We start from the raw sequence: 13,565 nt of genomic DNA, 5'->3' as shown, positions 1-13,565 counted from the left end.
ATGGAAACCTTCAGCAGTATCGAATGCTTCGTGCGCAGCGCCGAAGTTGGCAGCTTCGCCGAAGCCGCGCGGCGCCTGAGCCTGACCCCAGCCGCCGTGGGCAAGAGCGTCGCCAAACTGGAAGCAAGACTGGGTGTGCGGTTGTTTCAACGCAGCACCCGCAGCCTGACGTTAACCGAAGCCGGTCAGTTGTTTTTGAGCGAAGTCAGCGCCAGCCTGCACACCATTCAAAACGCCGTGGCCAACCTCGCAAGTGCCGAAGGGCGCCCGGCAGGCACGCTGAAAGTCAGCATGGGCACGGTGTTCGGGCGGTTATATGTCGTGCCGTTACTGGGGGAGTTTCTAAAACGCTTTCCGGCGATCAACCCGGACTGGCATTTCGATAATCGCCAGGTCGATCTGATTGCACAGGGTTTTGATGCGGCGATTGGCGGCGGATTCGAACTGCCTCAGGGCGTGGTGGCGCGCAAGTTGACGCCAGCGCATCGGGTGCTGGTGGCGTCGGCCGACTATCTGGCAGGGAGAGAGGCGATCGTCGAACCTGACGACCTCAAATCGTGCGACGGGATTCTGATCCGCTCACCGCAGACCGGTCGCGTGCGCTCCTGGCAACTGACCAGTCGCACTCAGCAACACAGCCCGTTGGTGCTCAAGGCGCGGATGACCATGAGTGATTCGGAGGCGGCGTGTGCCACGGCGGCTCAGGGTTTGGGGATCGCGCTGGTGAGCATGCCGTTTGCTGTGGGTTATCTGGAGGCCGGGACGTTGCTACGGGTGTTGCCGGACTGGTACGTCGACGATGGCAACATTTCGATCTATTACGCGGAGCACAAATTGTTGCCGGGCAAGACCCGGGCATTTGTGGATTTCATTATTGAGCAGTTTGCGGAGCGGGGGTTGGGGGAGCGGTTTAGTGCGATTTGAGTTCGGTTTGGGACCGAGGTGAGGCCTTCGCGGGCGAGCCTCGCTCCTACAGGACCTGCGCAAATCCCTGTAGGAGCGAGGCTTGCCCGCGAAGAACGATGACGCGGTCTACCGGCCAAACCGCCCCGGCCACCCAATAATCGTCTTCGGCCGCGGTGTCGCATAAGTCCGCACCTTCGACGTCGACAACCCCAACCGCACCAGCGATTCAGCAATGGTCACCGCCGCCGTCACGCCATCCACCACTGGCACACCGGTGCGTTGGCGGATCTGCTCATCGAGCCCGGCCATGCCGCCGCAACCCAGGCAAATCACCTCGGCTTTATCTTCCAGCACTGCCAATTCCGCCTGGCGAACAATCGCCTCCAGCGCGCGCTGCGGATCGGACTCCAACTCCAGCACCGCTAAACCACTGGCGCGCACTGACGCACAACGATCCCACAACCCCGACAACTTGAGGCGATCCTCGATCAGCGGCACGGTGCGGTCCAGAGTGGTGACGACCGAGTAGGCATGGCCGAGGAACATCGCGGTGCTGGCGCCGGCATCGGTGATATCCACCACGGGCACGTTGAGCAATTCCTGCAAACCTTCGCGACCGTGTTCGCCATAACCGGCCTGGATCACCGCGTCGAATGGCTGGTCGTAGGACATGACCCGGTCCATCACCGCGATGGCCGCCAAGTAACTTTCGAAATTGCCTTCGATGGAATCGGCACCAAAATACGGCGTCAGGCCGACGATTTCAGTGCCGGGCGCAGCCACGGACTGGGCCTGGCGGGCGATGGCCTGGGTGATGGATTCGGTGGTGTTGACGTTGACCACGAGAATTCGCATGGGAAGTCCTTATAGCGGGGTGGTTCTGCGGCCCGACGCTGCCGGGCCGCCAGGGGATTAATGGCTGACGTTATCGACCGCGATGCATTCGCCGCTGACATCGTCGTAATGCGGCTGCCGTTTGGCGATGATCAGGTAGAGCATCCCTGCAATCCCGGCGCCAATCAGCCAGGAGAACGGCGATACAAGATGGAAACCCGGCATCAGCGCCAGGACGATGGCGATCAAGGCTGCAGGAATGAACGCCGCCACGGCGCGGAGATTGACGCCACGGCTGTAGTAATAAGCGCCGTTGGGGTCTTCGCTGTACAACTGCGGCACGTTGATCTGACCTTTTCGTACAAGCCAATAGTCGACCATGATCACTCCGTACAACGGGCCGAGCAGGGCGCCGAGGCCGGACAGGAAATACACGATCACCAACGGGCTGTTGTAGAGGTTCCACGGCAGGATCAGTACGGCGATGGCCGCGCTGATCAATCCGGCGCGGCGGAAGGTCAGATATTTCGGCGCCAGGTTGCTGAGCACGAAGGCCGGGGCGACGAAGTTGGCCATGATGTTCACCGCGACGGTGACGATCAGGAAGGCCAGGCAACCGAGCACCAGGAAGAAGGTGTTGGGGATCGAGGCGATGATTTCGGTCGGGCTTTCGATGATCCGGCCATTGATCTGAAATTGCGCACCGCAAAGCAGGACGGTGATGCTGGCGAACACCAGAATATTCACCGGCAGGCCCCAGAAATTGCCGACCTTGATGGTCTTGCGGCACGGCGAGGAACGGGCGAAGTCGCAGAAGTTGAGGATCAGCGTGCCGTAGATCGACAGCCACAGCGCGCCGCCGGCAAAGATATTGCGCCACATCTCACCACCGGTCAGCGGTTCGCGGATCGACCAGGCGATGGTCGCATCGGCCTGGAAGTACATCCATCCGGCGAGGGAGGCGACGGTCAGCAGGATCACCGGCCCGGCAAATGCCTCGTAGCGCCGCACCATCTCCATGCCATACGCGAGGATCGCCAGCTGCACGAACCAGATCACCACGAAACAGATCCAGCCCAAGGTCGACAGGCCGAGGATCGAGTTGTGGTCGTAATCGGCGAAGCCGGGGTGCACCGCCGTCAGCAGTACGCGAAAGACCACCGAAGCCAGATATGTCTGAATTCCGAACCAGGCGATGGCGATAACCGCGCGGATCAGTGCAGGAATTTGCGCCCCGTGAATGCCGAAACTGATCCGGCTGATCACCGGGAACGGCACCCCGGTTTTCTGACCCATGTAGCCGGAGAGGTTCATGAAGCAATACACCAGCGCCGCGCCGATTCCCAGCGACAACAAAATCTGCCAACCACCGAGGCCCAAGGCATACAGGCCGATGGCGAACGAGTAGTTGGCGATGTTGTGAACGTCGTTGGTCCACAGGGCAAAGATGCTGTAGCGCCCCCAGCGTCGGCCTTCAGCCTTGGTCGGCGCCAGGTCTTTGTTGTGCAGGCGCGAGCTGAGTACCACCGGCGTTTGAAGGGGCTGATCGTGAACATTGAGGGCAGGTTGAGAGGAGGGCAGATCCAGCGCGATGTTGTTATTGGATAGGCTAGTACGCATTCCGGCAGGCTCCTGATCCTCGGACGGCGCGATGACTGTGCATGAGCATTGGCTCGACAAATCTTCGTCGCGGGGTGGCGAGAATCACTGGTTACGGGGCATCTGCAGCCTGTACGGGATAGGGCGCTTCAGGCTTGCGGATCGAAAGTGTGTGTATGTTTTGAATAGGATTGTATACAAAACATATATGCACTTAAGCCAGATCTATGCCATCTCTGGATCTATGTAATTCGGCATTAATTTCGTTTTGTTATTGGTGAGCGTTAAGTAACTGAAAATAAAACGCTATAAATTGACCGATTGAACAGGTATTTATTTTTCAGTGGTGTATGTGGGAAACGTCGACTGAGGAAGTCAGGAAAGGGGGATGTAACTTTTTGGGGCGATGAAACAAAAAGTGCACACATAAATGGCACTTATGGTGACATTCGTGTGTACACATTTATGAAGTTGGCGATGTGCTCCTGTGGGAGCGAGCTCGCTCGCGATAGCGGTGTATCAGTCGACATGGATACTGGATGTCAGTCCGCAATCGCGAGCAAGCTCGCTCCCACAAGGGATTTTCACAAGGAGGGAGGTTATGCCTTGGATTTGCTGATGATATTGCCCGCATGCAGCCCGCATTCTTTCTGCGTCGCTTCTTCCCACCACCAGCGGCCTTCACGCTCATGTTGGTTCGGCAGCACAGGACGGGTGCACGGCTCGCAGCCGATGCTGATGAAGCCACGTTCATGCAGGCTGTTATAAGGCAGCTCCAGCATGCGGATGTAACCCCAGATCTCTTCGCTGGTCATCTGCGCCAGCGGGTTGAACTTGTACAGCGTGCGCTCCGGGGTCGAGAACGCGGTGTCGATTTCCAGCACGGCGACGGCGCTGCGGGTGCCCGGGCTCTGGTCCCGGCGCTGGCCGGTGGCCCAGGCGGTGACGCCGGACAGTTTGCGCCGCAGTGGCTCGATCTTGCGGATGCCACAGCATTCGCCATGGCCGTCCTTGTAGAAACTGAACAGGCCTTTTTCCTTCACGAACGGTTCAAGTTTCGTGTAGTCCGGCGACACCAGTTCGATGTCGATCTTGTAGTGCTCGCGAACCTGATCGATGAAACGGTAGGTCTCAGGGTGCAAGCGGCCGGTGTCGAGGCTGAACACCTTGACGTTCTTGTTCAGCTTCCAGGCCATGTCCACCAGCACCACGTCCTCGGCGCCGCTGAAAGATATCCACAGGTCATCGCCAAACTCGGCGAACGCGAGTTTCAGGATGTCCTGGGCGGATTTGTTGGCATAGGTCGTGGCGAGTTCCACGACATCGAACGATGGGCTCATCAGGGCGGCTTCCTACAGGTCGGTGGCGCTGGGCGCTCTATATGGGGCCGATGGTAACAAAATCCCACGGCTGCTGGCGCGCCCTCTGCGTTGCGCAGGCTCGCCCGAGTCGCTAGAGTTCGGCAGTCCTTTTGCTCGCTCGACTCAATAATCAATACAAATGGGAGTGTCTTGTGGAAATTGCCTGTCTGGATCTTGAAGGTGTGCTGGTCCCGGAAATCTGGATCGCCTTCGCCGAAAAAACCGGGATCGAATCCCTCAGGGCCACCACCCGGGACATTCCCGACTACGACGTGCTGATGAAGCAGCGCCTGCGGATCCTTGATGAGCATGGCTTGAAGCTCTCGGACATTCAGGAAGTGATCGCCACGCTGCAACCGCTGGACGGCGCCATCGAGTTCGTCAACTGGCTGCGCGAGCGCTTCCAGGTGGTGATCCTGTCGGACACGTTCTATGAGTTTTCCCAGCCGCTGATGCGTCAACTCGGCTTCCCGACCTTGCTGTGCCATCGCCTGATTACCGACGATGCCGGGCGGGTGACCAGCTATCAATTGCGTCAGAAAGATCCCAAACGTCAGTCGGTTTTGGCCTTCAAGAGCCTCTACTACCGGGTGATTGCGGCGGGGGATTCCTACAACGACACGACGATGCTGGGCGAGGCGGACGCGGGGATTCTGTTCCATGCGCCGGACAATGTGATTCGCGAATTCCCGCAGTTCCCGGCGGTGCACAGCTTTGCGGATTTGAAGCAGGAATTTATCAAGGCTTCGAATCGGGCTTTGAGTTTGTAGGCGTTTTCGAAGGCGCCTTCGCGGGCAAGCCTCGCTCCTACAGGTTTTGTGTCGAACCATGATGGCGCGATAAACATAACCCTGTAGGAGCGAGGCTTGCCCGCGAAGCTCTTAAAGGCCTTGCAACGTATCCAGCAACACCTTCACCTTGGTAATAGACTCCTGATACTCGGCCTGCCATTCCGAGTCCGCGACAATCCCACCGCCGCCCCAGCAACACACCTGCCCATCCTTGACCAGCAGACTGCGAATCGCGATGGAGCTGTCCATCTCGCCGCGCACGTCCAGGTACACCAACGAGCCGCAGTACAAGCCACGACGGGTCGGTTCCAGTTCATCAATGATCTGCATCGCGCGGATCTTCGGCGCACCGGTAATCGAGCCGCCCGGGAAGCTGCCGGCGATCAGGTCCAGCGCGTCCTTATCGTCCGCCAATTCCCCGGTGACGCTGCTCACCAGGTGATGCACGTTCGGATAACTTTCCAGGCTGAACAACTCCGGCACCCGCACCGAACCGATGCGGCAGGTACGACCGAGGTCGTTGCGCAGCAGGTCGACGATCATCAGGTTTTCCGCGCGATCCTTGGGACTGGCCAGCAGTTCGGCGGCATTCGCAGCGTCTTCGGCCGGGGTCAGGCCACGAGGGCGCGTGCCTTTGATCGGGCGGGTTTCCACCTGACGCTGGCTGACTTTGACGAAGCGTTCCGGCGACAGGCTCAGCACCGCGCCACCATCGGGCAGGCTCTGGAACCCGGAAAATGGCGTCGGGCAAGCCGCACGCAGCGCGCAATAGGCGGCCCATGGATCACCCTCGCATGGCGCGCGAAAGCGTTGGGCGAAGTTGACCTGATAGCAGTCACCAGCCTGGATGTACTGCTGGATCCGCTCAAGGGCCTGGCGATATTGGTCGGCGCTGAGGTCGGCATGCATTGGGCTGTTCAGTTTGAACGGCGGCACCGGGTCAACCTCAATCTGAGAGAACAGCGTGATCAAGCGTTGCCGTTCGTCATCGGCCAGCGTCGGGTGGAACACCAACTGACTGCTCATCCGCTGGTGATCGCTGATCAACGCCCAGCCATACAAACCGAAACGCGCATCCGGCAAGTGCAGGTCGTCCCGGGCCTGGCTCGGCAGGTTTTCCAGATGACGGCCGAAGTCGTAGCTCAGGTAACCGATCAGGCCACCGGCAAAGGGCAACTCATCGGGGACGGACGCTTCGCCCAGCTGTGTCAGATTATCCCGAAGGCGTTGCAGGAAATCGGCACCGCTTTCCTCCGCGAGCACGGCCAACTGCGCCAGCGGCCAAGCGCTGAGCAAGTCAAAGCGCCCGCGATCGGCACTTGGCCGGCCACTGTCGAGCAGCACGGCACCGGGGGCATGACGAATCGCCGCGAAGTAGTCGGCAGGGTTGGTGCGATAGGGGAGCGGGTGTACAGAACAGGTCAACATGAGCGTTGCGGATCAGCCATCGAGGCGGGGTGGCGATTGTAGTCCTCTGCAGGAATTGCTCCTAGAGGGGATGTCGGGGATTGGCAGATTGGGGGCAGGGTTGAGCGATTTGCTGAATGTTAGTCAGTCTTCGCGGGCAAGCCTCGCTCCTACAAGCGAAGGCCGCGCCTCAATCCCGGATCAACCCTCAACCGGCGGAATATGCCCAAACATCTCCTGAACAAACTCCACCCGCTCCTGCACGGTCTCGACAATCCCGCGAGCCTTCAACTCTTCCAGCCGCGCCTCGACCGCATGGGTACGCAACGTCAGCCCACAATCATTGGCAATCTGGATGTTCAACCCAGGCCGGGCGTTCAGCTCAAGAATCAGCGGGCCCTTTTCCTGGTCGAGCACCATGTCCACGCCGATGTAACCCAACCCGCACAGCTCATAGCAACCGGCGGCGAGTTTCATGAAACCGTCCCAATAGGGCAGTTGCACGCCATCCACCGCGTTGGTGGTGTCCGGGTGTTTGGTGATGATGTTGTTCAGCCAGGTGCCGCGCAGGGTCAAACCAGTCGCCAGGTCCACACCGACGCCAATCGCGCCCTGGTGCAGGTTGGCCTTGCCGCCGGACTGGCGGGTCGGCAGGCGCAACATGGCCATCACCGGATAACCCATCAACACGATGATGCGGATGTCCGGCACGCCTTCGTAGCTGATGCTCTTGAAGATCTGGTCCGGCGTCACGCGGTATTCGATCAGCGCGCGATCCCGGTGGCCGCCCAGGGAATACAGGCCCGTGAGGATACTGGAGACATGGTGCTCGATTTCCTCATGGCTGATGATCTTGCCGGACACCGTGCGATAACGCCCCTCGAAACGGTCGGCCACCACAATAATGCCGTCGCCGCCCGCGCCCTGGGCCGGTTTGATCACGAAGTCGCTGCGCCCGCCAATGATCTTGTCGAGGTTGTCGATTTCTTTCTCGGTGGAAATGATTCCGTACAACTCCGGCACGTTGATGCCGGCGGCAATCGCGCGTTCCTTGGTGATGATCTTGTCATCGACAATCGGGTACAGGCTGCGCTTGTTGTACTTGAGCACGTAGTCCGCGTTGCGCCGATTGATCCCCATGATGCCCCGGGCTTCCAGGGCCTTCCAGGTCTTCCAGAAACCGAACATTACGAGTCAGCCTTGAGGAACGCTTTGAAGCGGACCAGCTCGGTCAGGCGGTAGCCGCGATAGCGACCCATGGCCAGCATGAAACCCACCAGGATCAACAGGATCGCCGGGAAGGTGAACACGAAGTAGACCAGTTCCGGCACGCTCATGATCAGGTGCGCCAGGGAGGCGGCGAACAGCGTACCGATCGCCACTTTCAGGGCATGCCCGGCACCGCGTTCTTCCCAGGTGATCGACAGACGTTCGATGGTCATTGTCAGAATCACCATCGGGAACAGCGCCACCGACAACCCGCGCTCCAGGCCGAGTTTGTGGCTGAACAGGCTGATCGCCGCGATCAGCACCACGACAAAGGTCAGCACCACCGACAGCCTAGGCAGCATTTGCAGCTTCAGGTGCTCAAGGTAGGAGCGCAGCGACAGCCCCAACGCGGTGATGATGGTAAACAGCACAATCCCGAAGCCCAGTTGCGTCTCGCGGAAGGCCAGGGCGATCAGCACCGGGGTGAAGGTGCCGAGGGTCTGCAGGCCGATCAGGTTGCGCAGGATCAGGATCACCAGCACGCCAATCGGGATCATCACCATGATCATGAAGGTCTGCTGGGTTTGCAGCGGCAGGCCGTACAGCGAGTATTCGAGGAAGTTGGCGTCGGTGTTTTCGTCGGTCAGCTTGGCCAGGCGAATGGCGTTCATTTCGCTGTTGTTCAGGCTGAAGGTGACGTTGGCTTTCTTGCCGCCATCGACGGTGATCAGGTTTTCGTCGCCGGTCCACCACAGCAGGCGGTCGGTCGGCATGCCCTGTTCGCCGGTTTCCGGGTTGAAGTACAGCCAGTCGGTGCCATTGAAACTGCGCAGCCACAGTTCAGGGGTCTGCGGTTGGTCGGCCACCAGACGCACGGTGTGGACCTTCTCCACCGGCACGTGGGCGATGGACAGGACCAGCTCGACGATCCGGGCTTTGTTCGCGGTGGAGGGATCGCCGCCGAGCAACAGCTTCACATTGTCGTCGTTGAGATTGTTGACACGCTTGATCGCTTCGCCGACGAAGGTTTCGACGTCGGCCGAGTGTTGGCGGATCGGCGCGAGCAGGGCTTCGGCAGCCACTTTTTCCGCGCCTTCGACGGCGATGCTGTCGCGGAACGTCGGGCCTTTGATCTTGGATTTTTCGCCGCTGTAACGCTTGGTCAGCACCAAACGGTAATAAAGCGTCTGGTTACCTTTGGCCCGACGCGCCGACCAGGTGACCTTGCGGTTGCCATCGACCCGGTTCACGGCCACGCCGTAGTTATTGGAGATGAAGCTTTCGTTCAGGCTCACATAGTCGCGGCTCAGGGGCGGCACGAACATCTGGATCTTGACCGGGTCCTTGGCACTGGCGACGAACTCGACCTTGGCGTCGATGTTCCACAAGTCGTCCGTGGCGTCTTCGGTGACGGGAATCCCGAGCACGAAGATCTGGTAGGCCGTAACTGAAATGCCCAGCACCACCAGAATGGCGATCAGGATTTTCAGGTGGAGGTTAATAGAGCGCATTGGAATTACTCTGCGGTATGAGCGTCGGTGGCGCAGGCGGGTTTGCCAGCAGCGTATTTAAGACTGGGGTCGACCAGCGCATCGAAGCGTTTGAGGGCTTCGGAGCCGATCAGGAGCGGGTATTGGAAGGCGCTGCGGTCGGTCAGGTTCACTTCGATGCTGCGCAACGCCGAACCCATGCAGATATCCAGCTCGATCACCGGGCGGGCCGTGTACTTTTTGCCTTCTTCCGGGTCGTAGTCACCGGCCCGGCGCTTGATTTTGCTGACCCGGGCCAGTGGCCGTTCGATCGGGTGCGAGTGCGCGGCATCGATCGCCAGATAAAAGCGCACCCAGGATTCGCCATTGCGTTTGAAGCGTTTGATGTCGCGAGCACTCAAGGACGCGGTTTTTGCCCCGGTGTCGAGTTTTGCGGCAACTTCCAGGTCGATTCCGTTCAGCGAGGCGTACTCGTTGAGGCCGTACACGGTTTTTTCCCCCGCGGCGGCGACACCGGGCAGGAACAAGAAATAAAGAAAGGTGGGGAAGGGCTTGAGTCTCATAAATCCTGGGTGCGCAGCGGTCCGTACTTCGATTCAAGGCCCTGGCATCGCTGCGCAAGCTCCCTCGTATGCCTATCAGCTATTTATGACAAGCCGTGCAGATGCAAATGACAAACAAATGCGGGCGGCATTCTAGCACGGTGGTTTTATGGCGCCACCGCTGGCAGGGGGCTATAAACCATTTTGCTGCGTCGTTATGGTGCAGGTGGTTATTAGACGATTGTCGACAATACCTATTTATCCTTTGACTCTACGGCCTGTATTCGCTAGTTTTTGCCGCATTGGCTAACAAGGTGTCGACAATATGCTGGATCAACTCGATCCCCCGGTCATTGCGCAGGACGATTCTGAAACACTTTCCGAGAACGTCTTCCGGCGCATCCAGGCGGCCATCGTCAAGGGCGAGATCGCCCCGGGCAGCAAGATCTCCGAGCCGGAGCTGGCCCGCACCTATGGCATCAGCCGCGGACCGTTGCGCGAAGCGATCCACCGTCTCGAAGGCCAGCGCCTGCTGGTGCGCATACCGCACGTCGGGGCACGCGTCGTTTCCCTGAGCCACGCCGAGTTGCTGGAACTCTACGAAATCCGCGAATCCCTGGAAGGCATGGCTTGCCGCCTGGCTGCCGAGCGCATGACCCTCGAAGAAATCGACGAACTGCGCCGGGTCCTCGAAACCCATGAGCGCGATGCGGCGTTCCAGGCCGGCGTCGGCTATTACCAGCAGGAAGGCGATTTCGACTTTCACTACCGGATCATCCAGGGCAGTGGTAACCGCACCCTGACCCAGATGCTCTGCGGCGAGCTCTATCAACTGGTGCGCATGTACCGCATCCAGTTTTCCACCACGCCTAATCGCCCGCGCCAGGCCTTTGCCGAGCACCACCGGATTCTCGACGCCATCGCTGACCGTGACGGTGAGCTGGCCGAGTTGTTGATGCGCCGTCACATCGGCGCCTCCAAACGCAATATCGCCCGTCACTACCAGGACGGCGCCACTAAGACAGCCACTGAACGAGGTGAGTCATGAGTTCCAACAAGAGCACTCCAGGCCAGCGTTTCCGCGATGCGGTCGCCAGCGAGCATCCTTTGCAAGTGGTCGGCGCGATCAACGCCAACCATGCGCTGCTGGCCAAGCGCGCCGGTTTCAAGGCGATCTACCTGTCGGGTGGCGGGGTGGCTGCCGGCTCCCTCGGTGTGCCGGACCTGGGCATCACCGGCCTGGATGACGTGCTGACCGACGTGCGCCGCATCACCGACGTCTGCGACCTGCCGCTGCTGGTGGACGTGGACACCGGTTTCGGTTCCTCGGCGTTCAACGTCGCGCGTACCGTCAAGTCGATGAGCAAGTTCGGCGCGGCGGCGATTCACATCGAAGACCAGGTCGGCGCCAAGCGCTGCGGCCACCGTCCTAATAAAGAGATCGTGTCGCTGCAGGAGATGGTCGACCGCATTAAAGCCGCCGTCGATGCACGCACCGATGACAGCTTCGTGATCATGGCACGCACCGATGCGCTGGCCGTTGAAGGTCTGGAATCTGCCCTGGATCGCGCTGCGGCGTGCATCGAGGCCGGCGCCGACATGGTCTTCCCGGAAGCCATCACCGAACTGGACATGTACAAGCTGTTCGCCAACCGCGTGAAAGCGCCGATCCTGGCCAACATCACCGAATTCGGTGCGACGCCGCTGTTCACCACCGAGCAGCTCGCCGCGGCCGACGTGTCGCTGGTGCTATACCCATTGTCGGCGTTCCGCGCGATGAACAAGGCGGCGGAAAACGTCTACACCGCGATCCGCCGCGACGGCACGCAACAGAACGTGATCGACACCATGCAAACCCGCATGGAGCTTTACGATCGCATCGACTATCACACCTTCGAGCAGAAGCTCGATGCGTTGTTTGCCGCGAAAAAATGACGAAGCGCGCGCTTTTGTAGCAGCTGCCGAGCCTGCGAGGCTGCGTACGAGGCCGAAGGACTCGCCGAACCAGGCGATTGAGTTTTTCCGGTTATACCGCGTATGCCGTGTTTACGACGGCTGCGCCGCCGGACGCTGCCTCGCGGTGCTCGACAGCTGCTACAGAGGGCGATGTAAACCGAAAGAAATTGCAGATTCCCTAAAAATTTCAAGATTGGAGACAGCAATGGCCGAAGCAAAAGTACTCAGTGGCGCCGGGCTCCGTGGCCAGGTTGCCGGGCAAACCGCACTGTCCACCGTGGGCCAGTCCGGCGCAGGCCTGACCTATCGTGGCTATGACGTTCGCGAACTGGCGGCTGATGCGCAGTTTGAAGAAGTCGCCTACCTGCTGCTGTACGGCGAACTGCCGACCAAAGCGCAACTGGCAGGTTACATCGACAAACTGAGCAAGCTGCGCGACCTGCCGCAAGCGTTGAAAGAAGTGCTGGAACGCATCCCCGCCGACGCCCACCCGATGGACGTGATGCGCACCGGTTGCTCGTTCCTGGGCAACATCGAGCCGGAGAAAGACTTCGGCGCACAGCACGACGTCACCGACCGCCTGTTGGCCGCATTCCCGGCGATCATGTGCTACTGGTATCGCTTCAGTCACGACGGCAAACGCATCAATTGCGTGACCGACGAACAGACGATTGGCGGCCACTTCCTGCACTTGCTGCACGACAAGAAGCCGAGCGACCTGCACGTCAAAGTGATGAACGTGTCGCTGATCCTTTATGCGGAACACGAGTTCAACGCTTCGACCTTCACCGCCCGTGTCTGCGCGTCGACCTTGTCGGACATGTTCTCCTGCATCACCGCCGCCATCGGCTCCCTGCGCGGCCCGCTGCACGGCGGCGCCAACGAAGCGGCGATGGAAATGATCGAGCGCTTCAAGTCGCCGGAAGAGGCGATCAAAGGCACCCTCGGCATGCTCGAGCGCAAGGACAAGATCATGGGCTTCGGTCACGCGATCTATAAGGACAACGATCCGCGCAACGAGGTGATCAAGGGCTGGTCGAAAAAACTCGCGGACGAAGTGGGCGACACTGTGTTGTTCCCGGTTTCGGAAGCCATCGACAAGACCATGTGGGAACAGAAGAAGCTGTTCCCGAACGCTGACTTCTACCATGCGTCGACGTACCACTTCATGGGCATCCCGACCAAATTGTTCACCCCGATCTTCGTCTGCTCGCGCCTGACCGGCTGGGCGGCGCATGTGTTCGAACAACGTGCCAACAACCGCATCATCCGCCCTAGCGCCGAATACGTCGGCGTCGAACAGCGCAAGTTCGTGCCAATCGAACAACGCTGATTGGGGGAGGGCCTGAACTGAAATCGAGCCCCCTGTAGGAGCGAAGCTTGCTCGCGAAGACGGACTGACATCCAACATTGGTGTCGACAGATAGACCGCTTTCGCGAGCAAGCTTCGCTCCTACAGGATCGGATTCG

The 13,565-nt window shown here is 59.8% G+C and carries 12 protein-coding genes; 5 read left to right on the top strand and 7 right to left on the bottom strand.

Annotated features, from left to right (window positions below; all coding sequences use genetic code 11):
• On the top strand, nucleotides 1–924 hold the full coding sequence (locus tag ACIOYV_RS18245; protein WP_401325737.1) for a LysR family transcriptional regulator: 924 nt from the start codon (nucleotides 1–3) through the stop codon (nucleotides 922–924).
• Between the two features lie 108 nt (nucleotides 925–1,032).
• Here ACIOYV_RS18245 and ACIOYV_RS18240 read toward each other — a convergent pair whose 3' ends face one another.
• From ACIOYV_RS18240 to ACIOYV_RS18230, 3 genes are all read right to left on the bottom strand, one after another.
• The gene (locus tag ACIOYV_RS18240) at nucleotides 1,033–1,761 is read right to left on the bottom strand and encodes an aspartate/glutamate racemase family protein (RefSeq protein ID WP_054053967.1); all 729 of its coding nucleotides are present in this window, start codon (nucleotides 1,759–1,761) and stop codon (nucleotides 1,033–1,035) included.
• Between the two features lie 57 nt (nucleotides 1,762–1,818).
• Complete coding sequence (locus ACIOYV_RS18235) at nucleotides 1,819–3,360, bottom strand: NCS1 family nucleobase:cation symporter-1 (protein WP_401325735.1); 1,542 nt, start codon at nucleotides 3,358–3,360, stop codon at nucleotides 1,819–1,821.
• Between the two features lie 578 nt (nucleotides 3,361–3,938).
• Entirely contained in the window at nucleotides 3,939–4,679 is a 741-nt protein-coding gene (locus ACIOYV_RS18230; protein ID WP_008042297.1) for a phosphoadenylyl-sulfate reductase, read from the bottom strand.
• Between the two features lie 173 nt (nucleotides 4,680–4,852).
• Between ACIOYV_RS18230 and thrH the strand changes: the two genes are divergently transcribed.
• On the top strand, nucleotides 4,853–5,470 hold the full coding sequence (thrH, locus tag ACIOYV_RS18225) for a bifunctional phosphoserine phosphatase/homoserine phosphotransferase ThrH (RefSeq protein WP_054053971.1): 618 nt from the start codon (nucleotides 4,853–4,855) through the stop codon (nucleotides 5,468–5,470).
• A 111-nt stretch (nucleotides 5,471–5,581) separates the two neighbouring features.
• Here the strand turns inward: thrH and pabB are convergent, their stop codons facing one another.
• The 4 genes from pabB to ACIOYV_RS18205 all read right to left on the bottom strand — a co-directional run bounded on the left by pabB (nucleotide 5,582) and on the right by ACIOYV_RS18205 (nucleotide 10,160).
• On the bottom strand, nucleotides 5,582–6,919 hold the full coding sequence (pabB, locus tag ACIOYV_RS18220; RefSeq protein WP_401325730.1) for an aminodeoxychorismate synthase component I: 1,338 nt from the start codon (nucleotides 6,917–6,919) through the stop codon (nucleotides 5,582–5,584).
• A gap of 180 nt (nucleotides 6,920–7,099) precedes the next feature.
• Complete coding sequence (locus ACIOYV_RS18215) at nucleotides 7,100–8,086, bottom strand: alpha-L-glutamate ligase-like protein (protein WP_163909185.1); 987 nt, start codon at nucleotides 8,084–8,086, stop codon at nucleotides 7,100–7,102.
• On the bottom strand, nucleotides 8,086–9,618 hold the full coding sequence (locus tag ACIOYV_RS18210) for an inactive transglutaminase family protein (RefSeq protein ID WP_163909186.1): 1,533 nt from the start codon (nucleotides 9,616–9,618) through the stop codon (nucleotides 8,086–8,088). The genes ACIOYV_RS18215 and ACIOYV_RS18210 overlap by 1 nt, the downstream gene beginning before the upstream one ends.
• A 5-nt stretch (nucleotides 9,619–9,623) precedes the next feature.
• Nucleotides 9,624–10,160 carry an ATP-dependent zinc protease gene (locus ACIOYV_RS18205; protein WP_054053979.1) on the bottom strand — a complete coding sequence of 179 codons (537 nt, stop codon included), beginning with the start codon at nucleotides 10,158–10,160 and terminating at the stop codon, nucleotides 9,624–9,626.
• A gap of 307 nt (nucleotides 10,161–10,467) precedes the next feature.
• Between ACIOYV_RS18205 and ACIOYV_RS18200 the strand changes: the two genes are divergently transcribed.
• The 3 genes from ACIOYV_RS18200 to prpC all read left to right on the top strand — a co-directional run bounded on the left by ACIOYV_RS18200 (nucleotide 10,468) and on the right by prpC (nucleotide 13,428).
• Nucleotides 10,468–11,187 carry a GntR family transcriptional regulator gene (locus ACIOYV_RS18200; RefSeq protein ID WP_177331461.1) on the top strand — a complete coding sequence of 240 codons (720 nt, stop codon included), beginning with the start codon at nucleotides 10,468–10,470 and terminating at the stop codon, nucleotides 11,185–11,187.
• Entirely contained in the window at nucleotides 11,184–12,074 is an 891-nt protein-coding gene (prpB, locus tag ACIOYV_RS18195; protein ID WP_054615654.1) for a methylisocitrate lyase, read from the top strand. Before ACIOYV_RS18200 ends, prpB begins: the two co-directional genes overlap by 4 nt.
• A 226-nt stretch (nucleotides 12,075–12,300) precedes the next feature.
• Nucleotides 12,301–13,428 (top strand): 2-methylcitrate synthase, encoded by a 1,128-nt coding sequence (gene prpC, locus ACIOYV_RS18190; RefSeq protein WP_290025277.1) that lies wholly within the window; start codon nucleotides 12,301–12,303, stop codon nucleotides 13,426–13,428.
• The last annotated feature ends 137 nt before the right edge of the window (nucleotides 13,429–13,565 follow it).

Origin of the sequence: Pseudomonas sp. NPDC087342 (assembly GCF_044744265.1) — a bacterium.
Lineage (GTDB): Bacteria > Pseudomonadota > Gammaproteobacteria > Pseudomonadales > Pseudomonadaceae > Aquipseudomonas > Aquipseudomonas nunensis.
This window is presented reverse-complemented; position numbering and strand designations above follow the sequence as displayed.